Raw genomic sequence first — 22,654 nt, 5'->3', positions numbered from 1 at the left:
CCATGTGCGGCATCGCCGGAATCTTTCATTGCGGCATTCCCAAGCCGGTCGATCCGGAGCGGGTCGGCCGCATGTCCGACGCGCTCGCGCACCGCGGCCCTGACGGATCGGGCGTCTGGACCGGACCGGGCGTCGGCCTCGGCCATCGCCGCCTCTCGATCATCGACGTCGCAGGGTCCCCGCAGCCGATGCATTCGGCCGACGGGCGCGCGACGATCGTCTTCAACGGCGAGATCTACAACTACCGCGAGCTGCGCCGCGAGCTCGCGAGCGAAGGCGCGCAGTTCCGCACCGACGGCGACACGGAAGTGATCCTCGCCGCCTGGGCTCGCTGGGGCGTCGAGTGCCTGCCGCGCCTCCACGGCATGTTCGCCTTCGCGCTCTACGACGCGCACCGGCGCGAACTGCTGCTCGCGCGCGACCGCCTGGGGGTGAAGCCGCTGTTCATGGCGCACCTGAGCGACGGAAGCCTGGCCTTCGCCTCTGAGCTCAAGGGCCTCCTCGCGCACCCGCTGCTGCGGCGCGAGGCCGATCCGTTGGCGGTCGAGGACTACCTCACCTGGGGCTACGTCCCCGACCACCGCTCGATCCTGAAAGGCGTCGAGAAGCTGCCGGCCGGCCATTACCGCGTGCTCCGGCACGAGACCTCGCCGCCGCCGCCGGTGCAGTGGTGGGACGTCGATTTCACCTGCCGCCGGACGGGTTCGAGCGCGGATCTTTCGGCCGAGCTCCTTCACCATATGCGCGAGGCGGTGGCATCGCGCATGATCGCCGATGTGCCGCTCGGTGCCTTTTTGTCTGGCGGTGTCGATTCATCCTCGGTCGTGGCGTTGATGGCGGAATCGAGCCGCGATCCGGTGAAGACCTGCTCGATCGGCTTCGACGTCGCGGCCCTCGACGAGACCGCCTACGCCGAGCAGGTCGCGCTGCGCTTCGGCACCGATCACCGCAGCCGCACGGTCGATCCCGACGACTTTTCCGCGGTCGACCGGCTCGCAACCATGTTCGACGAACCCTTCGCCGACGCTTCCGCGCTGCCGACCTGGCGCGTGTGCCAGCTTGCGCGCGAAACGGTGACCGTGGCGCTTTCGGGCGACGGTGCGGACGAAGCTTTCGCCGGTTACCGCCGCCAGATCTTCCACGCCCGCGAGGAGCAGGCCCGCGCCCTGCTTCCGGCGGCGCTGCGGCGCCCGGTGTTCGGCGCTCTCGGTGCGATCTGGCCCAAGGCCGACTGGGCGCCGCGCCCGCTGCGCGCCAAGACCACCTTCCAGTCGCTCGCCGACGACGGGGCTGCAGGCTACGCCCGCGCGCTCGGCGTCGTTCCGCCAGAGTTTCGCGACGCGCTCTACACCGACCGCTTCGCCCGTGAGATCGATGGCTATCGCGCGGAAGATCCGCTGATGAAGATGATGCGTTCGGCCCCCGCCCGCAGCGGGCTCGACCGTGCGCAATATGCCGACCTCAAATTCTGGCTGCCCGGCGACATCCTGACCAAAGTCGACCGCACGAGCATGGACGTGAGCCTCGAGGCGCGCGAACCGCTGCTCGACCACCGGCTGATCGAGTTCGCCGCGCAGCTGCCGCAGCGCGAGCGGATCAGGGGGCGCCAGGGCAAGTGGCTGCTCAAGCACACGATGCGCCGCTACCTGCCGGACGACGTGCTGTTCCGCCCCAAGCAGGGCTTCGTAACGCCCATCGCGCAGTGGCTGCGCGGCCCGCTCGCCGGCGAGGCACGCGCGATTGCGAGCGGGGCGCGGCTGGCCCACACCGGCTGGTTCGACGAGATCCGGCTCGGCACGATCGCCGAGGCGCATATCGCCGGCCGCTCGGACCATTCGCGCCTCTTGTGGCAGCTCCTGATGCTCGACCGTTCGCTCGATCGCCTGGGCATATCTGGCTAGCAGCCGACCCGATTTTGCGACCTGCCCCGGATCGGGACCGACTGTCAGCAAAGTTAATTAATCGTTTGCCAATTGACTCGCGTGTCGATTACGCTTCGCGAAAATCGGGGGGCGCCGCAGAAAAGCGGGGGGATCCTTATGGATCGTATGAGTTCCGGAATGGAGAAAACCGAACCCGAGATGGGTTCGGATCGGCCAGCTATTCCGCTTGACGCCAGCGACGAGGCGCTGGTGGTGGAAAGCGCGCGGCACGCGGCGATTCCCGAGGGCCTGTTCCAGCTTCACGAGCTCGACGTCCTTTACGAGGACGATACGCAGACGCTCTGGACCTACATGAACCCCGAAGGGCGGCCGAGCTTCACGCCCACGATGCTCGGCGATTTCGAGAACTGGCAGGTCTATATCGAACAGGGCTTCGGGCCGGAGAAAGTGCCGCTGCGCTTCCTCGTGCTCGGTAGCAGGGCGCCGGGCGTGTTCTGCTTTGGCGGCGATCTCGACCTCTTTCAGCGGTTGATCCGCGAGCGCAATCGTGACGGACTGGTGCGCTACGGCCATCGCTGCTGCAAGATTCTCCACCGCAACATCGCCTCGCTCGACCTGCCGATGCTGACGATCGGACTGGTAGAGGGCGCGGCGTTGGGCGGCGGGTTCGAGGCGCTGCTGTCGTTCGACTACATCGTGGCCGAACGCGGTGCGACGTTCGGCTTGCCGGAGATCATGTTCGGACTGTTCCCGGGGATGGGTGCGCACGCGCTGCTGAGCCGCAAGGTCGGCAGCGCGATGGCTGACCGGCTGATCGTGTCGAACGAGACCTATAGTGCGGAGCAGATGTACGAGATCGGCCTCGTGCATCACCTCGCCGAGAACGGGCAGGGGCTCGCCGCCTGCCGCGAATTCATCAAGAAGTCCGACCGCCGCCACGCAGGGCTGGTCAATTCGCGGCGCGCGATGAAGGTCGCCTGGAACCTCGAACTGGCGGAACTGAACCGCATCACCGAGCTATGGGCCGATTCCGCCCTCCAGTTGCGCGAACAGGACCTGAAAGTCATGGGCCGCCTAGTGGCCGCGCAAGCACGGCTCACTAAGGCGGCCTGATAGCCCTCTCCCCTTCGGGGGAGAGGGTTGGGAGAGGGGGTGTCGCGCGATCTTCGCGTCCGGATCTGGCCTCGTTCCCCTCTCAACTTCGGCTAGCGAGCAAGCTCGCAAGCCTGCGTATCTCTCCCTTGAAGGGGAGAGAGGGGAGGGATCAAGTTAGCGCGCGTCGACCAGGACAACCTGCGCGTCGTCGATCGCCTCGACGACGATCTCCTCTTCGCCCGTCACCGCGATGCCGTCGCGCGGAGCGGCTTCAACGCCGTTTACGCGAATGCGGCCGTCGGGCGCGACGAGATACTGGTGCCGCTCGCCCGAAGTGCGCCAGGTCGCCGATTGGCCCGCCGCGAGCGTCGCCGCGGCCACCTTGGCGTCGGTGCGGATCGACAGGGCGTCATCCGCCTCGGGCGTGCCGCTGGCGACGATTTCGAACCCGCCCTCGCGCGCGGCCTTGGGGAACTCGCGCTGGCCCCATGAGGGCTGCTCGCCGCGCCGGTCCGGGATGATCCAGATCTGGAACAGCGTCGTCGCCTCGTCCTCGAGGTTGTATTCGGCGTGAGTAATGCCAGTCCCGGCACTCATCACCTGGACGTCGCCGGCGGCGGTGCGTCCCTGGTTGCCGAGGCTGTCCTTGTGCGTGATCGCGCCGGTGCGCACGAACGTCACGATTTCCATGTCGTTGTGCGGGTGCGGGGGGAAGCCGCTCTTCGCCGCGATGGTGTCGTCGTTCCACACGCGGATCGCGCCCCAGCCCATGCGTTCGGGATCATGATAGCCCGCGAAGCTGAAGTGATGGTGGGCGTTCAGCCAGCCGTGGTCGGCCGCGCCCAGCGTGGCGAAAGGTCTCACGTCGATCATCGATATTCTCACCTCGGCGGGATGTTATCGCCGGAATAACCGATAAGTGGGGCTCGGCCACAGCCTTTCAACCCTCGCTGCCGTGCCCAAGGGCCATGTAGTCGGCGCTCTGCATTTCCTCGAGCCGGCTGACCGTGCGGGCGAATTCGAAGCTGCCATCGCCCGCCGGATAGAGACCCTCCGGCTCCGCGTCGGCGGTGGCGAAAAGCTTGACCTTGAGTTCGTAAAGCGCGTCGACGAGTTTGGTGAAGCGGATCGCCTCGTTGCGGCGGTCGGGGCCCATGACCGGGATGCCGACGACGATCACCGTGTGGTAGGCGCGCGCGATCGCGAGATAGTCGGCCGCGCCGCGGTTTTCGCCGCACAGGCGCTTGAAACTGAACACGGCGACGCCCTTGAGACTCTTCGGCACATGCAGAGTGCGTCCGCCGCCAAGGTCGAGATCGGCGCTCGGCACGTGCGCCGCATCTTCGGGCTTGTAGTCGGTCAGGCGGAAGAACGCTTCGCGCACCTGCGCGGTGGCTTCCGGCCCAAGCGGAGTGTGCCAGTTGTCGATCCCGCCGAGCCGGTCGAGCCGGTAATCGACCGGGCCGTTGAGCGCGATCACGTCCAGTTCGGCCTCGACCAGATCGATGAACGGCAGGAACAGCGAGCGGTTGAGCCCGTCCTTGTAGAGATCGCGCGGCGGGCGGTTGCTGGTGGTGACGACGGTGACGCCCTCGTCGCGGATCAGCGCGGTGAAGAGGCGACTCATGATCGCGGCATCGGCAGTGTTGTTCACCACCATCTCGTCGAACGCGAGACAGCGGACTTCCCGGGCGATGCGCGCCGCCACGGGCGCTACGGGGTCGCCGGCCTCCTTCGCGCGTTCCTCGCGGATCATGCCGTCGACTTCGAGCATGAAGGCGTGGAAGTGGACCCGGCGCTTCTCGGCGATCGCCAGCGTTTCCACGAACAGGTCCATCAGCATCGACTTGCCGCGTCCGACGCCGCCCCACAGGTAAAGACCCCGCGGGCGGGTGGGCTTGCCACCGAAGATGCGACCGAAAAAACCGCTGCCGCCGACCGTCTCGAGCGCCTGTTGGAGTCGGTCGAGCGCCTCTGCGGCGGCGCACTGTTCCGGGTCAGGGCGCAGCTCGCCGGCGGCGATCAGCGCTTCGTAGCGCGCAAGCATCCCGCTCACTTGCGGCTTGCCTTGCGCACCAGCCCGGTGAAGCCCGCCACCAGATGATCGCCCTGCACGACCTCGCCGCGCAGGAACAGCAGCCGCCCGGTCTCACGCAGAACTTCGACTACGGCATCGAGTGGCTCGCCGGGTTTGCCGGCGCCGATGAACTGGGTCGAAAGCTCCAGCGTCACCGCCGGACCGGCATCGCCGCCGGTCAGCGTGCGCATGGCGGCGAACAATGAAATGTCGATGAGCGACAGCGTGACCGCGCCGTGGACGATATCCTGGAGGTTGGTGTGTTTGCGTTCGGGAAACATGCGCAGCCGGCACTTGTCACCCTCGGTGCGCACGAGCATGTCGCCCATGACCACCGCGTTGAACCGGGTCTGATCGCGCAGGTTCCAGGTATGCCAGCCGGGATGATCGGGATCCTCCCGATAGTCGAAGGCCGGTTCTTGCGCTTCCACGCTCAGATCTGGCGCTCGGCCAGCATCTTCTTGGTCTCGGCGATCGCCTTGGCCGGGTTGAGGCCCTTGGGGCACACGTTCGCGCAGTTCATGATCGTGTGGCAGCGATAGAGCCGGAACGGATCCTCGAGCTGGTCGAGCCGTTCGCCGGTCATCTCGTCGCGGCTGTCGGCCAGCCAGCGATAGGCCTGGAGCAGGATCGCCGGGCCGAGGAACTTGTCGGAATTCCACCAGTAGCTCGGGCACGCAGTCGAGCAGCAGGCGCACAGGATGCACTCGTAGAGGCCGTCGAGTTTCTCGCGCTGCTCGGGGCTCTGCAGGCGCTCCTTGCCGCTCGGCGTGGTCGAGACGGTCTGCAGCCAAGGCCGGATCGAAGCGTACTGCGCGTAGAAGTGGGTGAAGTCGGGGACGAGATCCTTGACCACGTCCATGTGGGGCAGCGGCGTGATGCGGATTTCGCCCTTCAGATCCTCGATCGCGGTGGTGCAGGCGAGGCCGTTCTTGCCGTTGAGGTTCATCGAGCACGACCCGCAGATCCCCTCGCGGCACGAGCGGCGGAAGGTCAGCGTCGGGTCGATCTCGTTCTTGATCTTGATCAGCGCGTCGAGGACCATCGGGCCGCAATCGTCGAGGTCGATCTCGAACGTGTCGTAACGCGGGTTCTCGCCGCTGTCGGGGTCGTAGCGGTAGATCTTGAACTTCTGGACCCGGCTGGCGCCCTCGGCATGGTGGGCGCGGCCCTTGCCGCTGATCTTCGAATTCTTCGGGAGAGTGAAGGTCGCCATTGCGTCCGCTGTCCTGCTGCGTTTCGGGGCCTATCTAACCGGTTCGGCGGCAAGAGCAAGGCGAAGCGGGCCCGCGGAAAACGCGCTGGCGAAAAAAGCGGGCACGCCGGGTGCAGGGAAAAAGCGCGAACTTCCCGGCTGGTTGCGCTAGTGGGCCCGCGAACGCAGCAGAACGGGAGCCGCTGGGCTTGCGCATGACGATCTACGATCTGGACGGCACGCTGCTGTCCGGTTCGACTTTCACGCCCTTCCTGATCTTCGGCGCGCGGCGGCTCGCTCCGTGGCGGCTTCTGTTGCTCCCGGTCTGGGTGGCGCTGATGATCGGGCACAAGCTCGGCCTGCTTGATCGCACGGCACTCAAGCATCGCGGAATGCGACTGATGCTGGGGCGTCCTCGAGCGGAACGACTCGCCGCGGTGGCGCAGGCCTTTGCCGATGCGCGCGTCGCGCGGCTGCATCCGGGCGCGCGGCGGGCGATGGAGGCGGATGTGCGCGAGGGCCGCCGGGTCGTGATCGCGACCGCCGCCCACCTGCTCTATGCCGAACACATCGCGCGGCTGCTCAAGGTGGAGGAGATCATCGCCAGCCACTGGGCGCTTGAAGGCGAGTTGCAGCCCAACTGCTACGGGCCGGAGAAGCTGGCGCGCGTACAGGCGTGGCTGGCGGAGCGCGGCATCGCGCGCGAAGAGCTGCATCTGCGGTTCGTCAGCGACAGCTTCGCCGACGGGCCGTTACTCGACTGGGCGGACGAGGGCTGGTTCGTGACCGCGCGGCCCAAGGCCGCCAGGCGTGCCGAGCAGCGGGGCTGGCGCCCGGTCGACTTCACTCGCTGAGAGTTCGACTGCCATATCGCGCAGGACCAGCGCTATGTGGCGGTCCCAGCGGAACGTGCGCTCCGCATGGAGGCGCGCGGCGCCGGCCATCGCGCGGCGTTCGTCCGGCCCCGAGAGCAGGCGGTGCAGGGCGCCGCGCAGCTCGCCGTGATCGGTGCCGTCGACCGCAATGCCGTTGACGTCGCATTCGATCAGTTCGATCGCGCCGCCCGCCTTGCCGAGAACGACGGCGGTTTCGGCCGCCATGGCATCGGCGATGGCAATGCCGAACCCCTCGAAATCGCGTCCGTCGTCGATCTCGATCTGCGGATGGAGGAAGATGTCGGCCTGGGCGTAGAGCGCCGCCACGCGCTCCGCCGGCATGAAGCCCGCAACTTCCACCATGTCGCCGAGCGCGAACTCCTCGACCAGCTGCTGCACTTCGGCAAGGGCAGGGCCGCGTCCGCCGATGACGTATCGGAACGGCAGGCCCTGATCGCGCAGTTCGGCCAAGGCGCGAACGCATGCCGCGATGTTCTTGCGCGGCTCCAGACGGCATAGCGAGAAGATCAGCGGCGGATCGTTCTGGGAACAGGATTCCGGTGTGACACAGCCGTTCGGGCTGTCGCCGAGGCCGTTCCAGGCGACGACCGGTTCCGGCAGATCTTCGCCCAACCGCGCGCGGAGCTTGGCCGCGCTGTAGCCGCTGACGGTCACGATCGCGCGCGCGCGGCGTGCGACCATCCGCATGAGCTGCTTCGTACGCGTGCCGCCGTACATGAATTCCCGGCCGTGAAAGGTGGTCACGTAGGGCAGGCCGGCCAGCATCGGCAGAATCGAGGTGCGCCAGGTGGTGCCGTGCACCAGGAAAGGCGCGCCGCTCCGAGCCTTCTCGCGCCGCATGGCCGCACGCAGGCGCAGCGGCATCAGCGGCGATTTGGGCCGGCCGACGTCGACGAGCGCGACGGGCCCGACCCGCGTGCGCCGGGGCCCCAGCGCCGTTTGCGTGAACACGGTCACATCCGCGCCGGCGTCGGCATAGGCTTCGGCCACGCCCTCGGCATAGGTCTGCATACCGCCTTCTTCGGCAGCATAACCCTTCGCCATGACCCAGATGCGGCGGCCGTCGAGCCGCGCCGGTTTCAGGCTCGTTTCGTGCTGAATGACGAATTCTCTTCCATGAAAGACGTGACGGCGGCCGCCGCCCTTATCGCGGCCGACTGCGCGCCTGTCGAGAACGTATCGGCGAAAAGTTCCCTCTGCCGCGCCTCGTACGGCGGGTGCGAGGCGACGGCCTGGTCGAGCGCCTCTATGATATTCGCCTCCGGCCCGGCCACCGGCCCGGTCTGCCAGTGCGCGTAATCGGGGTTGCCCTGCCATTCCACTCCGTGGGCGTTCAGGTGCAGGCACGGCCGAGGGCGCAGCAGGAACTCGTAGATCTGGCTGCTCACATCGCCGCAGTAGATGTCGGCGAGGTTGGTGTAGCTCATGTCCGTCGCCGCCGGACTGCCGCGGTCGACCAGGATATGCGGACATGCCTCCACCGCGGGATCGACCGATGGCACGCGCTCGATCGCAGGCGGGGCGATGGTGACCGTGTACCGCCTCTGGAACAGCATGACGTGCGGGGCGAAGATCACGTTGTAGCGGTCGCTCGCCGCCAGCTCCGCGAGTACGCGCGGCCCCATCCGGTAATAGCTGGACAGGCGGGGCGAGGGATGCGGGGTGTAGAGGACGATCGGCCGTGAGGGATCGGGAAACGGGTTGGGAATGCGCCGATCCGCGAACAGGTCGAACTTGGGATAGCCGACGATGCGGATGCGCGCCGGATCGACGCCCGCCTCTGCCTCCAGGCGCCGCGCAATCTTGGGGCCGGACACCAGCACGAGATCGAACCGGGCGCTTTCCTTGCCGAAGCCGATCGCGCGGTCTCCGGCGCCGTGCCGGGTATGAATGATCTTCAGTCCATCGAGGCCGTAGCGAGTCTTGAGCAGGAGCGAGGTCTTTTCGGACACCACCAGCGCGTCGAACCCGCGGAAGAAATCGAGATTGTCGCGGTAAAGCAGGATCTTGCGCGCCGGCACAACCCGCTCCAGCACGCCCGCCGCGAAACGCGAGATGCCGTCGCGGAGGTCGAGCCGGACGAGGCTCATCCGCTCGAGCGCGGTTCCCGCCAGTTCGCGGACGCGCTGCTCCAGTCGTTCGCTGCCGGTCGCCAGCACGACCTCATGCTGCCCGCTCGCCGCCAGTTCCAGCGCAATCGGCAGGCTATGCGCGAGCTGGTGGAGCTGGTCGTGGTTGAAGAGGAAGCAGATACGCGCCATCCGGCGTGCCGCTAGCGTAAAGTCCGCCGCGGCGCCATGACGATGTCGCTCGGCCTGGGGCATTGACCGCCCCAGCAAGCTCGTCCAGAGCGCGGCCATGCCGTCGCGCGCTCCCACTTCACGCACGGGCCTGTCGACCATCCTGGGCAACCTGGCGTGGCTCTTGGGGGGCAAGGGCTTCGGTGCCGTGTGCAGCATCGTCTATCTCGCGGTGCTGTCACGCTCACTCGGAATCAAGGATTTCGGCCACTTTTCGCTGATTTTCGGTACTGGTCAGGCGCTGGTGGCGGTCGCGGGCTTCCAGACCTGGCAGACCATGGTGCGCTTCGGCGCGCAGGCGGTGCACGAGCAGAACTGGCAGCGCTTCGGCCGGCTCGCATGGTTCTGCGGCGCGATCGACGCGGGCGGGGCTCTGCTCGGCTGCCTGGTCGCCTACGTGATCTATTTCGGGTTCGCGGAGCTGCTCGAACTCAACGAGCGCTACGTGACGATGGCGTTCGCTTTCAACTGCGCCCTCCTGTGGGCGCGTGTCACGACGCCGATCGGCATCGTGCGCGTGCTCGGCCGATACGATGTCGCCACTTATGTCGAAGCCATCGTCCCGACAGGGCGCCTGCTGGCCGCGTTCGCTATCATGTTCGCGGGCGCCAACGTCGGGCGCTTCCTGGCCGCCTGGGCGGCGATCGAACTGATCTCCGCCGCAGCCTACTGGATCGCGGCCTGGCGGCTCGCGCCGCAAGCTATGCGCAAGGAGCATCTCGGCACGCTCGGTCAGGCGATGCGCGAGAATCCGGGGGTCGGAAGGTTTTTCGGAATCACTTACGTGAGCTCGACGCTGGATGCGCTCTACAAGCAGGGGCCGCTGCTCGCGGTCGGCTATTTCCTCGGCACCAGCGCGGCGGGTGTCTATCGCCTGGCGGACCAGCTTGCACAGGGCTTCGGCAAGCTGTCGCAGCTTCTCAGCCGGGCGATCTATCCGGAATTCGCTCATGCCCGCATGGCCTCCGACATCGGCGATTTCCGGCGGCTGGTGACGCAAGTGACGGTCATCGCGGGCATTGGCGGGGTGACCGTGACGCTTGCGGCGCTTGCGTTCGGCGAGGATCTGCTCGGCCTGATCGGGGGCGAGGGCTTCGCGCGCGGCGGCGTGGTGCTGATACCGCTCGCGATCGGCGCGGCTTTCGACCTCGCGAGCGCATCGTATGAACCTGTGCTCCATTCCACCGGCCATCCCTCCTATCCGCTGATCGCGCGCAGCCTTGCCGCGGTGGCGCTGATCGCCAGCATCGTCGCATTCGCCGGCTTCGGCCCTGTCGGTATCGGCTGGGCGGTCGCGCTGGGCATGGCCTGCAGCTACCTCGCGATGAGCATTGCGGTGTTCATCGTTCTCCGGCGGGACCGGACTGCGTGACCGCCGCGACGAACGCGCTTGTGCTGGCCGGCTCCCGCCCGGGAGGTGACCCGCTCGCGCTGGAAGCCGGCGTGCCGCACAAGGCCCTGATAGAGATAGGGGGGGCACCGCTCCTTACCCGCGTCGTCGGCGCGCTGCGTGATGCGGGATGCGGGAAAATCTTCGTCTGCTGCGAGCCGGGGCCGGTGGAGGATATTGCGCGGACGTTGGGTGCAGAGATCGTCCTGCCCGCGGCGGGGCCGAGCGGAAGCGTGCTGCGCACACTGGACACGAGTGGCACCCCGCTGCTCGTGACGACCGCCGATCACGCCCTGCTGCGCCCGGAATGGGTCGCCGAACTGATCGAGGGCGCGCCGGCCGAATGCGATCTCGCGGTGATGATGGCCGAACGCGCGCGGATCGAGGCTGCGATGCCGGGCAGCCGGCGGACCTATCTGCGCTTCGCGGACGGGCACTGGTCGGGCTGCAACCTGTTCCTCCTGCGAACCCCCGCGGCGCGCGCGGCGGTCGAGGAATGGACGCGGGTCGAGGCGGACCGCAAGCGCCCGTGGAAGATCGTTGCGCGGCTGGGGTTCGGGCTGCTCCTGTCCTACGCACTGGGCCGGCTGACGCTCGCCAGAGGGCTCGCGCGGCTGGGGGAGGGCATCGGCGTAAGGGCCGCTCTGGTCCCCGCCAGTAATGGACTGGCCGCAGTGGACGTCGACACCGCGCGCGATCTGGAGGACGTGCGCAGGCTCATCGGAGACGACGCGCGGCAGTTTGGCTAGCGCCCATCTTTGCAGACGGCCGTCGGAGCCGTCACCATGACAATCACATCGGGAACTCCTATGCTGCGAAGGTCACAGCGGCACGCCCAGGGGAATACGATGGCGCTCAGCGACTTCTGGGACAGACACGGCGCTCCCCGACTGATCAAGTTCGCGTGCGGGGCGAAGCCGATCATGGAACTGCGCGAGAAGGTCGTGCCGATGGCGCGCGGCGAAGTGTTCGAGCTCGGCTGCGGCGGCGGGATCAACCAGCGGCTCTACAACCCGGCAGCCATCACGCGCTATGCCGGGATCGATCCCGGCGGCAAGCTGCTCGATTATGCACGGGCAGAAGCCACGCGGAAGGGCTGGCGGGCCGACATTCGCCAGGGCGTGGGGGAAGCGATCCCTTTTCCCGACGACAGCTTCGATACCGCAGTGTGCACTTACACAATGTGTTCGGTCGCCGATCAGGCGCAGGTCGTGCGCGAGATGCGCCGCATCCTCAGGCCGGGTGGACGGCTGCTGTTTCTGGAGCACGGGCGCGCACCGGAACCTGAGGTCGCGCGATGGCAGGACCGGATCGAACCGTGGTGGAAGCCGGTCATGGGCGGCTGTCATCTGACCCGCCCGATCACTTCGGCGGTCGTTGCAGGCGGCTTCGCGGTCGAACCGCTCGGCGCGCGTTATCTGCCGGGAATGCCGCGCCCGCTCGTGTGGACGGAGTGGGGCGTGGGCGTGAAGGTCTGACTGCAGAGATCTGCCGTGCGGCAAGTCATGGCGAGGTGCCCGAAGGCCGCCTCGCCATGACTTGTCGGCATTACTCGCCGAAGGTGCGCTGCCACCAGCCGCGCCGCTGAGGCGCTGCGGCTGCGGTATCGCCCGCGTCGTTCGCCGGAGCCGGTTCGGCGGCCTCTGTCGATGAGAGTTCCTCGGCCGGGGCGGTTTCCTGAACCGCCGGTTCTTCCTTCTTCTTGCGCCGCGTACGCTTGGGCTTCTCGGCCGGCGCTTCCGCTTCCGCGGCCGGTTCCGATGCAGGGGCCGCGGCGTTTTCCGCAGGAGCATCCTCTGCCTTCTTGCGGCGCGTGCGCCGCTTCGGCTTCGGTGCTTCTTCCGCCTCCGTCGCTGGTTCGGCCGCTGAGGCTTCTTCGGTCGCGGCGGTCTCGGCGACTTCGGCTTCGGCCGCTGGTTCCTCTGCCTTCTTGCGGCGCGTGCGCCGCTTCGGCTTAGGTGTTTCCTCGGCAGCTGCTTCGGCCGTCTCCGGCGAATCCTCAGGGCCCGCCACGACAGCCATGTCCTCGGCGACCTGTTCGGCCAGATCCTCGAGCGGCTTCACCTCGCCGCCCGTCTCGTCGCCGGCTTCGCCGCCCTTACCGCGCCGGCGCCGCCCGCCCCGCCGGCGACGCTTCTTCGGCTTTCCTTCCTCGTCCTCGCCATCGCGCTCGTCGCGGGCAGGGGTGTCGTCGCGATGCTCGCCGTCTTCGGACGTCTCACCGTCGCCGTCGCCGTTGCCGTGATCGTCGCCCCGATTCTTGTTGCGGCCGCGTCCACCGCGGCGGCGGCGCTTGCGCTTCCGTGAGGAGTCGCCTTCGTCCTCGTCGCGAGTCTCGTATTCCTCGTCGTCGCTCTCGGCTTCGACGTCGAGATCATCCTCTTCGTCGTCCACGATCGGCTCGAACTTCGGCGCCTGGGTCGGGCGCGGGCCGGCGCTGGAGACGCTCATCTTCGCGCCTTCTTCCTCACCCTCCGGAACGACCTCGACATTGACGCCGTAGCGCTGCTCGATCTCGACCAGATCGTCGCGCTTGGCGTTGAGCAGGTAGATCGCCGCTTCGGTGCTCGCAGCGAGCCGGATCACGGTGCCCTTGCCCTTGGCCGCTTCGTCCTCGATCAGGCGCAGCGCCGACAGGCCTGCGCTCGATGCCGTGCGGACGAGGCCGGTGCCGTCGCAATGCGGGCATTCGCGGGTGGTCGCTTCGAGCACGCCGGTGCGCAGACGCTGGCGGCTCATCTCCATCAGGCCGAAGCCCGAGATGCGGCCGACCTGGATGCGCGCACGGTCGTTCTTCAGCGCGTCCTTCATCGCGCGCTCGACCTTACGGATGTTGGAGCTGTACTCCATGTCGATGAAGTCGATCACCACCAGGCCGGCCATGTCGCGCAGGCGAAGCTGGCGGGCGATTTCCTTCGCCGCCTCGAGATTGGTCGCGAGCGCGGTCTGCTCGATCCCGTGTTCCTTGGTCGAACGGCCCGAGTTGATGTCGATCGAGACCAGCGCCTCGGTCGGGTTGATGACCAGATAGCCGCCCGATTTGAGCTGCACGACGGGGTCGTACATCGCGCGAAGCTGGTCTTCCGCGCCGTATCGCTGGAACAGCGGCACGGGATCGGAATAGGCCTTCACCCGCCGCGCATGGCTGGGCATCAGCAGCTTCATGAATTCCTTGGCCGAACGGTAGCCCGCTTCGCCCTCGACCACGACTTCCTCGATCTCGCGGTTGTAGATGTCGCGGATCGCGCGCTTGATCAGGTCGCTGTCGGAGTGGATCAGCGTCGGTGCGGCGGAGGCCAGCGTCTTCTCGCGAATCTCGTCCCACAGGCGGGCGAGATAGTCGAAGTCGCGCTTGATCTCGGTCTTGGTGCGCTGGAGGCCCGCGGTGCGCACGATCAGACCCATCGACTTCGGCAAGCTCAGGTCGCCGACGATCTGCTTCAGCCGCTTGCGGTCGCTCGCGCTGGAGATCTTGCGCGAGATGCCGCCGCCGTGGCTGCTGTTCGGCATCAGCACCGTGTAGCGCCCGGCAAGGCTGAGGTAGGTGGTCAGCGCCGCGCCCTTGTTGCCGCGCTCTTCCTTGACGACCTGGACCAGGAGCACCTGGCGGCGCTGGATGACGTCCTGGATCTTGTAGCGACGGCGCAGCGCCTGGCGGCGGGCGCGAACCTCGTCGACTTCCTTCGTGCGGGCGCGGCCCTTGCCCTGACGGCGTGCGCGGCCGCGGCGGCCACGGCGCGAATCCCCGGCGTCTTCGCCGTTTTCTTCGTCGCCGTCGTCGTCATCCTCGCCGTTCTCGACCTGGCCTTCCTCGATGGTGGAAACATCGCCCTTCTCGGAGGTGTCGATTTCCTCGACCCCGTCCTCGGCGAACTCCTCGACCAGCGATTCGCCGGTCTCGTCGTCGGCGTCGTATTCGTCGCCCGGGATTTCGCCGCGGTCTTCCTCTTCGGCGCGCAGGCGTGCCTCTTCCTCGGCTGCTTCGGCCTCTTCGGCGAGGAGCTGCTCGCGATCCTCCTTGGGGATCTGATAATAATCCGGATGGATCTCGCCGAACGCGAGGAACCCGTGCCGGTTGCCTCCGAAGTCGACGAAGGCCGCCTGAAGACTGGGCTCTACCCGGGTGACCTTGGCGAGGTAGATATTGCCTTTGATCTGCTTGTGTTCGGCAGATTCGAAATCAAACTCTTCAATCCGGTTGCCTTTGAGCACCGCCACCCGCGTTTCTTCCGGGTGGCGCGCATCGATAAGCATGCGCGTTGCCATTTAGAATTCTCCGTGCGCGTGCCCTCAGGCCGAGGCCTGTCGGGAGAACGCGCGCATATGTGTGGAAACCGCCGATCGAACTGCGATGGGCGGCATTGTCGGACCGGTCGCTCTGGATCGTCCAGAGGCGCCGGAATGATGTGTCTGCTGACATGCGAATGCGCCTGCTTTGCGCCGCCCGGTCCGCCCATGCCGCGACGCATGCCAGGGGCAGCGTCGTCAGGGGTTGGGAGGGGCTTCTCATGTCTTGCATCAACCTGTTGCGTAAAGCCCGGGAAGGGACTTCCGAGCCTGCCGATCGTTCTCCCGCCGGCCAGCACGAAAGTGTGAAAGGCGGGCTTGGACGGGCCGGATGTCGGCCTGCCAGCGCTAGCACTGCCGGTCTAGTTCGGCAACCATGTTGCGCTCTGCGCCCGCAACGCCGTAACAACGCCGCGCAATGTCCATGCGGCTACAGATCTGGCTGATTTTCCTCGCGCCGCTGGCTTTGCTGGCCGCGCTCTATGCGCTCGGTCTGACGATTCCGGTGCCGCATCTCGGGCGGGACTATGTGGTGCGCCTGCCGCTTCCCGAGGCCGGGGCACCCGTCGACCTGCCGATGATCCATGGCCCGCCCGATCGCTCGCGGCCGCTCGTGGTGATCGATCCGGGGCACGGCGGAAAGGATCCCGGAGCGAGCGTCGAGGGATACCGTGAGAAGGATATCGCGCTCGGCCTCGCGCTCGCATTGCGCGACCGGCTCGTGCAGGATGGCGGCATCCGGGTGGCGCTGACTCGCGAGGACGACAGCTTTCTGGTGCTCGAGGAACGGCCGGAAATCGCGCGCAGGATGAGCGCCGACCTGTTCCTCTCGATCCACGCGGACTCAGCGGCCGCGGCGAGCGAAGCCAGCGGCGCGAGTATCTATACGCTCTCAGCGCAGGCATCGAGCGAAGCGGCTGCGCGCTTTGCGGAGCGGGAGAACAACGCCGACCGGCTCAACGGGGTGCGGATCGAGGGGCAGAGCGAGCAGGTCAGTGCGATCCTCGTGGAACTGTCGCAGCGCCGCGTGCAGGCGGAATCGGCCGAGTTCACGAGCCTCGTCCTGCGCGAAGGGGAAGGGACGCTGACGTTTCATCCCCGGCCGCGCCGCTCGGCCGCGCTCGCCGTGCTCCGCGCGCCCGACGTGCCGGCGGTGCTCTACGAATCCGGTTTCATCACCAATCCCGAAGATGCCGAGCGCCTCGCCACTCCCGAGGGGCAGGAGCGCTTTGCCCAGGTGATGGCGCGCGCGATCCGCATCTACTTCGCGCGGCAGGCGGGGTCGTAGCCGTTCGGCGCGCATCGATGGATGACGCACCGACGCGGCCACGGTAGGGCGAACGCGATGACCGAGCAGATCGTACCCGACAGCGAACACCGCGGGATAGTCGCGCGCCTGCCGCAGATGCCGCGGGATCTCGCGCAGCTCGCCCGCTTCGACCGGCCGATCGGCTGGTGGCTGCTGTTCTGGCCCTGCGTCTACGGCCTCTGGCTCGCCGGCGCGGGTTGGCAGTGGGAACTGCTGCTGTGGCTCCTCCTCGGCAGCGTGGCGATGCGCGGGGCGGGATGCGTCTACAACGACATCGTCGATGCGAACCTCGACCGGCAGGTGGCCCGTACCGCGCTGCGCCCAGTGGCGAGTGGCCGCGTTTCGAAGAAGCTCGCCTGGGCCTGGCTTCTGGCTTTGTGCCTCGTCGGCCTCGTCGTGCTGCTGCAATTGCGGTGGCAGGCGCAGCTCGTCGCGCTGACGAGCCTGGCGCTGGTCGCCGCCTATCCCTTCATGAAGCGCATTACATGGTGGCCGCAGGCATGGCTCGGGCTCGTGTTCAGTTGGGGCGCGCCGGTTGCCTGGATCGCGCTGCGCTCCGACAACTGGGAGGTTCTCGCAGCACTCTACGCCGGGTGTGTACTGTGGGTGATCGGCTACGACACGATCTACGCCTTGCAGGACCGGGAGGACGACGCACTCGTCGGCATCCGCTCCTCAGCGCTGCGGCTGGGGCGGCGCGTGAAGCCGGGAGTGGCGCTGTTCTACGGCGGCGCGGTCGCGCTGTGGGCGCTCGCGTTCTGGCTCCTGCGCGAAGACTGGCTGGCGCTGCTGGCACTGGCCCCGGCGGCGATTCATCTCGGCTGGCAGGTGGCGACGCTCGACCCGGCCGATCCGGCCAACCCCCTCGAGCGGTTCCGGGCGAACCGATGGACCGGGGCGCTGGTGGCGGCCGCCTGTTTCGTGGTCGGCAACGCCTGAACGCCCTTCGTCGCCGTCATGGGCCGAATGCGCCACCTCCCCGTTCGCGACGCGAGAGAACGGGGAGGGGCGACGTCGATCAGAGATAGCTGAGCACTTCGAATTCGATCCCGTCCCAGTCGAAGAAATAGAACCGCCGCCCGGGCGCGTAATCGGCGTGGCCGAAGGGTTCCAGACCCGCTTCGATGACGATCTCTTCGGCGGTCTCCAGATCATCGACCAGCAGACCGACGTGGTTGAGCGGCACGCCCTTGCGATACCCACCGGTGGCATCCGGATTGGTGTAGAGGGCAAGGTAGGTCGTCTCGTTGCCGACGTGGATGGTCTCCCCGCCGTTCATCGCCGGGCCGCGCCATCGCTCGTGCCAGTCGCATAGCTTCTCCAGCAATGCGGCACTGCGCTGCGGGTCGGTGACGGTGAGGTTGGCGTGTTCGAGTTGGCCCTTGGGCATATTGGCACTCCTTGTTGTCCCGCCGGTACATCGTGCATCGGCGAATCGGGTGCTCGCATTCATGCAACTTCAAGCTGACTTGAGGTCAAGCATGTTTGTCGGTTAATGGATGCGTATGAAAGCCAGTGACCTCCTGCCCATCGGCATGCTCGCCCGCCGCACGGGCCTCTCGACCTCGGCGATCCGCTTCTACGAGGACAAGGGGTTGCTGCGGGCGCACCGCACCGGCGGCAATCAGCGGCGGTTTCTCCGCTCGGACATCCGCCGCCTCAGCTTCATCCTGATCGCGCAGAAGCTCGGGCTGACGCTGGAGGAGATCGCCGAGCAGCTCACGCGGCTGCCGGAAGGGCGCACCCCGACCAGCTTCGACTGGTGGAAGATCAGCGAGGCGATCCGCGATCGCCTCGACCGCCGGATCGCGCAGCTCGAGGCGATGCGCGACAATCTCGACGGCTGCATCGGTTGCGGCTGTCTCAGCCTCAAGCATTGCAGGTTGTACAATCCGGACGACAAGGCAGGCGAGCAGGGCCCGGGGCCGCGCGTCCTGCGCGAGATGGCGTAGAGTTCACGGCGGAAAAAGTTCGCGTCATTGAACCCCGTCACCCTGAACTCGTTTCAGGGCCCATTTCTCCTCTCGCGCCGCCGGTTCTGAAGGCGCGCCGGGTGCTGGAAGCGAAGTTGTGCAAAGCACAAACAAGTTCAGCATGACGATTGATGGGCGGACTTCGGTTCCTGGACTGCTTACTCCTCCGGCCCCAGCGCGGGGTCGAGATCGCGCGGGCGCTTGAAGTGGACCAGCCGCCCGCAGCCGGGCGCCAGGTCGGCCCAGTCGTCGATGTCGAGCTCGAACACCGCGAATGTCGCGGTCGGATATTTGGTCGCCGCTTCGTCGAACAGGCCGTTCTCGGCCGAGGGAGGGACGAGTGCGAAGAGCACTTCCTGCAGGCCCGGATTGTGCCCGGCGACAAGCACCGCATCCGCGCTCCCCGCATTCTCGCGAATGACGTCGAGAATGGTCTCCGCGCTTGCGAGATAGAGGCGCTCGTCCCACCGCAGCTCGGCGCCGGGGAGCGCCGCAGCAAGCGTCTGGCGCACCCGTTCGGCGGAACTGGCGAGCAGCAGGTCCCATTCGAAGCCATGCTCGATTATGTGCCGGCCGATCAGCCGCGCACCCTTGCGCCCGCGGGCGTTGAGGCCGCGATCGAAGTCGCGCTTGCCCACGTCGTCCCAGTCCGACTTCGCGTGGCGCAGCAATCCCAAACTCTTCACGACGGCTGGCGGTCCTCTGATTCCCGTGCGGCTTCGGCCCCTGAAACACCGGCGGCCACGCGTTGTAAAGCGTCCGCCAGCGTCAGCCTGATGACAGGCGTGCCGGCGGGGAAGGCGCCGAGAAGCCGGCTGGGGAAGGCGGAGGAGAGCACGACGAAATGGCCCGCGTCGTCCTTCGAGCGGATCAGGCGCCCGAACGCCTGCGCCAGGCGCGCGCGGATGATGCGGTCGTCGTAAGCGCTGCCGCCGTTGGCCGCACGGCGCGCGCGGTGGAGGATGTCGGGGCGGGGCCAGGGGACCTGCTCCATGACCACGCAGCGCAGCGAGCGGCCGGGAACGTCCACCCCATCGCGCAAGGCATCGGTGCCGAGCAGGCTTGCGGCGGGGTCGTCGCGGAAGATGTCGACCAGCGTGCCGGTGTCGATCGGATCGACATGCTGCGCATAGAGCGGCAGGCCGGCGCGTGCGAGCCGGTCGGCGATCCGTCCGTGGACCGCGCGCAGCCGCCGGACCGCGGTGAACAGGCCGAGCACCCCGCCGCCCGCCGCTTCGATCAGCCGCGCATAGGCGCCGGCGAGCGCAGGGAGATCGCCCCGCTTCACGTCGGTCACGATCAGCACCTCCGCGCGCGCCGCGTAGTCGAACGGGCTTTCCGCGTGCGCGAGCATCGGCTCGACCTCGATATGCGGCGCTCCCGAGCGTGCGATCGCGTTCTGCCAGTCGTCGCCATCGCGTAGCGTCGCGCTGGTGAGCATCACGCCGTGCGCAGGTTCGAGAACGACGCGGGCGAAGGGGTTCATCGGGTCGAGCCAGCGGCGGTGGATGCCGACGTCGAACTCGCGCGCCTCGCTGCGGTCGACCGCCAGCCAGTCGACGAACTCCGGGTCCGCCGGGCCGCCGAGCCGATCGAGCAGCGCTTCCCATGCCTGCAGCAGGTCGACTCGCCAGGCGAGCGAATGGCGCGCGCCTTCGATCCGGGCGCGGCCCTGGCCGTCGAGCCAGTCGGGCGCCTCCTCCACCACCGCTTCCAGCCGCACACCGAGCTTGACCAAGGGGCGGCGGATGGCGGCGAGTGCGTCGCGCGCCGCCTGCGCCTGTTCGATCAGGTTGCCCGGCAGGCCCGCGGCTTCGGTCTCGATGCCGTAGCCGGCCTCCTGCCCGCCGCTTTCGTCGCGCGCGTAAGTGCAGGCGCGCACTGCCGCGAGGAGGGCTTCGAGCGGGCCGTAAGGCTCGCCGTCGTTGAGGCGCTGGAGCCAGCCGTCGGATGGCAGCGCCTGCGCCGCCTCCAGCGCCGCCTCGATCGCCTCCCCGCCCGCGTCGTCGTAACTTGCCACGTCGGCGAGGCGTGCCGCCAGCCCGCGGCGGCGGCCCTTATTCTTGCGTTCCGGCCCGACGATCCAGCGGCGGAGCTCGATCGCCTCCTGCCCCGTCAGGGCGGCGGCGAACGTGCTGTCGGCGGCATCGAAGACGTGGTGCCCCTCGTCGAACACGATCCGCGTCGGACGCTGCGCATGGTCCCGCCCGCGCGCCGCGTTGATCATCACCAGCGCATGGTTGGCGATGACGAGATCTGCCTGCGCCGAGGCGCGCGCGGCGCGTTCGATGAAGCATTTGCGGTAGTGCGGGCAGCCGGCGTAGACGCATTCGCCCCGCTGATCGGTCAGCGCCGCGATCCCGCGCTTGCGGAACAGCGTGCCGAGCCAACCCGGCAAGTCGCCGCCGATCATGTCCCCATCGCGGCTATAGCCGGCCCAGCGCGCGACCAGGTGGGCAAGAATCGCCGCCCGCCCGCCGAAGCCGCCCTGCAGCGCGTCCTCGAGATTGAGCAGGCACAGATAGTTCTCGCGCCCCTTGCGCACGACGACGGGCTGCGTGCCGTCGGCCCGTCGTTCGGGCCAGGCACGGCGGCTTTCCCCGCGGAGCTGGCGCTGGAGGTTCTTGGTATAGGTCGAGACCCATACCGTGCCCCGCGCCGCCGAGGCCCAGAGCGAAGCGGGGGCGAGGTAACCAAGGGTCTTGCCGATGCCGGTCCCGGCCTGTGCCAGCAGCAGGTGCGGCGCGGCGCGCTTCGCCCGCGGCGCGAAGACCTTCCCCACCTCGCGCGCATAGAGCCGCTGCCCCTCGCGCCGTTCCGATCCCGCGCCGGTGAGGTGCGCAAGCTGCGCCTCGATCTCCGGCTCCTCGATCAGCACTTGTCCGGGCGGCGGGCGGTCCGGCGCCTCCTCCCATTCGGGCAGGCGCGAGAACAGCCACTTCTCCGCCCGCTCCGGCCGCGCGACATGCGGCGCCAGAACTTGCGCCCACGGCCAGCGTAGCCGGACGAGCGACTGGAGCGCCGACCATGCGCCTTCGCGCTCCGCCCAGTCGGGACTGGCGCAGGTCTCCAGCAGCGCACCTGCGGCCTCTTGGAGCAGTTCGGGTACCTTGTGGTCGCTTTCCGGCTCTCTCAGTCCCAGCGCGTGAGCCAGCCCCTTGGGCGTCGGAACGCAGAAGCGGGCGGGGTGGACGAAGGCGAACAGCTCCAGCAGGTCGAGCCCCGAAAGGTCGGGATAACCCAGCCGGGTCGCGACCAGCGGCGCGTTGAGCAGCAGCACGGGCGTATCTGCCGCGGCCATGATCGCCTCGCCCTTGGAGCACCCGCGGGTCGCGCCATTGGCGTCGCGCAGCCAGGTTCCGGCATGGCTGGCATGGAGCGCGGGAAGGGGCACCGGTTCGGGCATCGGTGAACGATGCGCGAGAGAGAACGGAAAGTAAACATGGGGCAACAGGGCGGGGAAGCACGATCAACGCTTGAACGCGCGGAGACCGCGTCCCGTCGCGAAATCAAGTCGGCAAATGGTGCAAAATCAACGGCTCACGCCTCTCTGAACGGCAGATAAACAGGAACATGGCAGAAATGTGCCGCGTTTTTCACGGACTATGCCCAAAACCAGACATCACCTTCGCAGCGCCCCCATCGCCATCGCCGCGATGCTTGCGCTAGGCAGCACTTCGACGTTCGCGCAGTCCGCACCGGCCTCTCCCAAGCCGACCGCCCCGGCGGATCCGATCGTCTTGCAGTTGCCGATCGCACCAACGTCGGCGCCAACGCCGCCGACCACCGCTACCCCGAGCACCACCGTCTCCGCGCCCCCGGCAACGCAGCCGCCCAGCATCGTGCTCGATTTGCCGCCGGCGCCCGCTGCTGCGCCTGAAGCGGCGGAGAGCGCCCCACCGGCGCGGGCGGCCGCCGCGGCTGTCGAGCCTGAACCGGCGGCGGAGCGCAGCGCACCCGTGCGGGCAACGACGCCCGCCCGCGCGCTGGCACCGGCTGCGGCAACAGTCTCGGCTGTGGAAACTCCAGACGTCTCGACCGCAGACGCCTCGCTCCCTGCCGAGGCGACGGCTGCGCCGGCACCGATCGCAGCCAGCGCCGCCGAAGGTGTGGCACCGGAGTCCTTGCCCGATACGGATCCGGACTGGATCGCCCTGATCGCTCTTGCGCTGGTCGGTCTGATCCCGCTCGGCCTAGCGATCATGGCCTTTGCCTGGTTCCGCCGGCGGTCTCGCCGGGCAGGCGAACT

The 22,654-nt window shown here is 67.8% G+C and carries 20 protein-coding genes; 9 read left to right on the top strand and 11 right to left on the bottom strand.

Annotated elements, in window-relative coordinates; all coding sequences use genetic code 11:
* The first annotated feature begins 2 nt into the window (after window positions 1-2).
* Window positions 3-1,901, top strand: coding sequence for an XrtA/PEP-CTERM system amidotransferase (locus JNO53_RS03315; protein ID WP_203107572.1), 1,899 nt, complete (start codon window positions 3-5; stop codon window positions 1,899-1,901).
* A 159-nt stretch (window positions 1,902-2,060) separates the two neighbouring features.
* Window positions 2,061-2,996 carry a crotonase/enoyl-CoA hydratase family protein gene (locus JNO53_RS03310; protein ID WP_238401546.1) on the top strand — a complete coding sequence of 312 codons (936 nt, stop codon included), beginning with the start codon at window positions 2,061-2,063 and terminating at the stop codon, window positions 2,994-2,996.
* Between the two features lie 156 nt (window positions 2,997-3,152).
* Here the strand turns inward: JNO53_RS03310 and JNO53_RS03305 are convergent, their stop codons facing one another.
* From JNO53_RS03305 to JNO53_RS03290, 4 genes are all read right to left on the bottom strand, one after another.
* Window positions 3,153-3,851, bottom strand: coding sequence for a pirin family protein (locus tag JNO53_RS03305; RefSeq protein WP_203107570.1), 699 nt, complete (start codon window positions 3,849-3,851; stop codon window positions 3,153-3,155).
* Window positions 3,852-3,918: 67 nt separating this feature from the next.
* Window positions 3,919-5,034 (bottom strand): cell division protein ZapE, encoded by a 1,116-nt coding sequence (zapE, locus tag JNO53_RS03300; RefSeq protein WP_203107568.1) that lies wholly within the window; start codon window positions 5,032-5,034, stop codon window positions 3,919-3,921.
* Window positions 5,031-5,486, bottom strand: coding sequence for a PaaI family thioesterase (locus tag JNO53_RS03295; protein WP_338015287.1), 456 nt, complete (start codon window positions 5,484-5,486; stop codon window positions 5,031-5,033). The genes zapE and JNO53_RS03295 overlap by 4 nt, the downstream gene beginning before the upstream one ends.
* A 2-nt stretch (window positions 5,487-5,488) precedes the next feature.
* Window positions 5,489-6,271 carry a succinate dehydrogenase iron-sulfur subunit gene (locus JNO53_RS03290; protein WP_203107566.1) on the bottom strand — a complete coding sequence of 261 codons (783 nt, stop codon included), beginning with the start codon at window positions 6,269-6,271 and terminating at the stop codon, window positions 5,489-5,491.
* 194 nt (window positions 6,272-6,465) lie between these two features.
* On the opposite strand from JNO53_RS03290, the gene JNO53_RS03285 reads away from it, so the two are divergent.
* Window positions 6,466-7,104 (top strand): HAD family hydrolase, encoded by a 639-nt coding sequence (locus JNO53_RS03285; protein ID WP_203107564.1) that lies wholly within the window; start codon window positions 6,466-6,468, stop codon window positions 7,102-7,104.
* Here the strand turns inward: JNO53_RS03285 and JNO53_RS03280 are convergent.
* Window positions 7,003-8,190: a glycosyltransferase family 4 protein gene (locus tag JNO53_RS03280; RefSeq protein WP_203107562.1), complete on the bottom strand. Its 1,188-nt coding sequence runs from the start codon at window positions 8,188-8,190 to the stop codon at window positions 7,003-7,005. The two genes, JNO53_RS03285 and JNO53_RS03280, sit on opposite strands and share 102 nt — an antisense overlap.
* 35 nt (window positions 8,191-8,225) lie before the next feature.
* Entirely contained in the window at window positions 8,226-9,506 is a 1,281-nt protein-coding gene (locus tag JNO53_RS03275) for a hypothetical protein (RefSeq protein ID WP_338015286.1), read from the bottom strand.
* On the opposite strand from JNO53_RS03275, the gene JNO53_RS03270 reads away from it, so the two are divergent.
* The 3 genes from JNO53_RS03270 to JNO53_RS03260 all read left to right on the top strand — a co-directional run bounded on the left by JNO53_RS03270 (window position 9,505) and on the right by JNO53_RS03260 (window position 12,314).
* Window positions 9,505-10,818, top strand: coding sequence for a lipopolysaccharide biosynthesis protein (locus JNO53_RS03270; protein WP_203107560.1), 1,314 nt, complete (start codon window positions 9,505-9,507; stop codon window positions 10,816-10,818). The genes JNO53_RS03275 and JNO53_RS03270 overlap by 2 nt on opposite strands.
* On the top strand, window positions 10,815-11,585 hold the full coding sequence (locus JNO53_RS03265) for an NTP transferase domain-containing protein (protein WP_203107558.1): 771 nt from the start codon (window positions 10,815-10,817) through the stop codon (window positions 11,583-11,585). The genes JNO53_RS03270 and JNO53_RS03265 overlap by 4 nt, the downstream gene beginning before the upstream one ends.
* 99 nt (window positions 11,586-11,684) lie before the next feature.
* Entirely contained in the window at window positions 11,685-12,314 is a 630-nt protein-coding gene (locus JNO53_RS03260) for a class I SAM-dependent methyltransferase (protein ID WP_203107556.1), read from the top strand.
* Window positions 12,315-12,384: 70 nt separating this feature from the next.
* Here the strand turns inward: JNO53_RS03260 and JNO53_RS03255 are convergent, their stop codons facing one another.
* On the bottom strand, window positions 12,385-15,102 hold the full coding sequence (locus JNO53_RS03255) for an Rne/Rng family ribonuclease (RefSeq protein WP_203107554.1): 2,718 nt from the start codon (window positions 15,100-15,102) through the stop codon (window positions 12,385-12,387).
* A gap of 439 nt (window positions 15,103-15,541) precedes the next feature.
* Between JNO53_RS03255 and JNO53_RS03250 the strand changes: the two genes are divergently transcribed.
* Complete coding sequence (locus JNO53_RS03250; RefSeq protein WP_203107552.1) at window positions 15,542-16,411, top strand: N-acetylmuramoyl-L-alanine amidase family protein; 870 nt, start codon at window positions 15,542-15,544, stop codon at window positions 16,409-16,411.
* Between the two features lie 57 nt (window positions 16,412-16,468).
* Entirely contained in the window at window positions 16,469-17,371 is a 903-nt protein-coding gene (ubiA, locus tag JNO53_RS03245; RefSeq protein ID WP_203107550.1) for a 4-hydroxybenzoate octaprenyltransferase, read from the top strand.
* A 79-nt stretch (window positions 17,372-17,450) separates the two neighbouring features.
* Here ubiA and JNO53_RS03240 read toward each other — a convergent pair whose 3' ends face one another.
* On the bottom strand, window positions 17,451-17,822 hold the full coding sequence (locus JNO53_RS03240; protein ID WP_203107548.1) for a VOC family protein: 372 nt from the start codon (window positions 17,820-17,822) through the stop codon (window positions 17,451-17,453).
* A gap of 115 nt (window positions 17,823-17,937) precedes the next feature.
* On the opposite strand from JNO53_RS03240, the gene soxR reads away from it, so the two are divergent.
* Complete coding sequence (gene soxR, locus JNO53_RS03235; protein WP_203107546.1) at window positions 17,938-18,384, top strand: redox-sensitive transcriptional activator SoxR; 447 nt, start codon at window positions 17,938-17,940, stop codon at window positions 18,382-18,384.
* 179 nt (window positions 18,385-18,563) lie between these two features.
* Here the strand turns inward: soxR and JNO53_RS03230 are convergent, their stop codons facing one another.
* The 3 genes from JNO53_RS03230 to JNO53_RS03220 all read right to left on the bottom strand — a co-directional run bounded on the left by JNO53_RS03230 (window position 18,564) and on the right by JNO53_RS03220 (window position 22,609).
* A complete protein-coding gene (locus JNO53_RS03230; protein WP_238401545.1) occupies window positions 18,564-19,076 on the bottom strand; it encodes a SixA phosphatase family protein in 513 nt (170 codons plus the stop codon).
* A gap of 11 nt (window positions 19,077-19,087) precedes the next feature.
* Complete coding sequence (locus tag JNO53_RS03225; protein ID WP_203107542.1) at window positions 19,088-21,811, bottom strand: ATP-dependent DNA helicase; 2,724 nt, start codon at window positions 21,809-21,811, stop codon at window positions 19,088-19,090.
* A 216-nt stretch (window positions 21,812-22,027) separates the two neighbouring features.
* Complete coding sequence (locus JNO53_RS03220) at window positions 22,028-22,609, bottom strand: hypothetical protein (protein ID WP_203107540.1); 582 nt, start codon at window positions 22,607-22,609, stop codon at window positions 22,028-22,030.
* Window positions 22,610-22,654 lie beyond the last annotated feature (45 nt).

Source organism: Altererythrobacter sp. C41 (assembly GCF_016803135.1).
Classification (GTDB): domain Bacteria; phylum Pseudomonadota; class Alphaproteobacteria; order Sphingomonadales; family Sphingomonadaceae; genus Pelagerythrobacter.
This window is presented reverse-complemented; position numbering and strand designations above follow the sequence as displayed.

Excerpts from the sequence above, each read along its gene's own strand:
- JNO53_RS03315 (WP_203107572.1), top strand. The coding sequence starts at position 3 with ATGTGCGGCATCGCCGGAATCTTTCATTGCGGCATTCCCAAGCCGGTC.
- JNO53_RS03310 (WP_238401546.1), top strand. The coding sequence starts at position 2,061 with ATGGAGAAAACCGAACCCGAGATGGGTTCGGATCGGCCAGCTATTCCG.
- JNO53_RS03305 (WP_203107570.1), bottom strand. The coding sequence starts at position 3,851 with ATGATCGACGTGAGACCTTTCGCCACGCTGGGCGCGGCCGACCACGGC.
- JNO53_RS03290 (WP_203107566.1), bottom strand. The coding sequence starts at position 6,271 with ATGGCGACCTTCACTCTCCCGAAGAATTCGAAGATCAGCGGCAAGGGC.
- JNO53_RS03285 (WP_203107564.1), top strand. The coding sequence starts at position 6,466 with ATGACGATCTACGATCTGGACGGCACGCTGCTGTCCGGTTCGACTTTC.
- JNO53_RS03280 (WP_203107562.1), bottom strand. The coding sequence starts at position 8,190 with ATGGCGAAGGGTTATGCTGCCGAAGAAGGCGGTATGCAGACCTATGCC.
- JNO53_RS03270 (WP_203107560.1), top strand. The coding sequence starts at position 9,505 with ATGCCGTCGCGCGCTCCCACTTCACGCACGGGCCTGTCGACCATCCTG.
- JNO53_RS03275 (WP_338015286.1), bottom strand. The coding sequence starts at position 9,506 with ATGGCCGCGCTCTGGACGAGCTTGCTGGGGCGGTCAATGCCCCAGGCC.
- JNO53_RS03260 (WP_203107556.1), top strand. The coding sequence starts at position 11,685 with ATGGCGCTCAGCGACTTCTGGGACAGACACGGCGCTCCCCGACTGATC.
- JNO53_RS03255 (WP_203107554.1), bottom strand. The coding sequence starts at position 15,102 with ATGGCAACGCGCATGCTTATCGATGCGCGCCACCCGGAAGAAACGCGG.
- JNO53_RS03250 (WP_203107552.1), top strand. The coding sequence starts at position 15,542 with ATGTCCATGCGGCTACAGATCTGGCTGATTTTCCTCGCGCCGCTGGCT.
- ubiA (WP_203107550.1), top strand. The coding sequence starts at position 16,469 with ATGACCGAGCAGATCGTACCCGACAGCGAACACCGCGGGATAGTCGCG.
- JNO53_RS03240 (WP_203107548.1), bottom strand. The coding sequence starts at position 17,822 with ATGCCCAAGGGCCAACTCGAACACGCCAACCTCACCGTCACCGACCCG.
- soxR (WP_203107546.1), top strand. The coding sequence starts at position 17,938 with ATGAAAGCCAGTGACCTCCTGCCCATCGGCATGCTCGCCCGCCGCACG.
- JNO53_RS03225 (WP_203107542.1), bottom strand. The coding sequence starts at position 21,811 with ATGCCCGAACCGGTGCCCCTTCCCGCGCTCCATGCCAGCCATGCCGGA.
- JNO53_RS03220 (WP_203107540.1), bottom strand. The coding sequence starts at position 22,609 with ATGATCGCTAGGCCGAGCGGGATCAGACCGACCAGCGCAAGAGCGATC.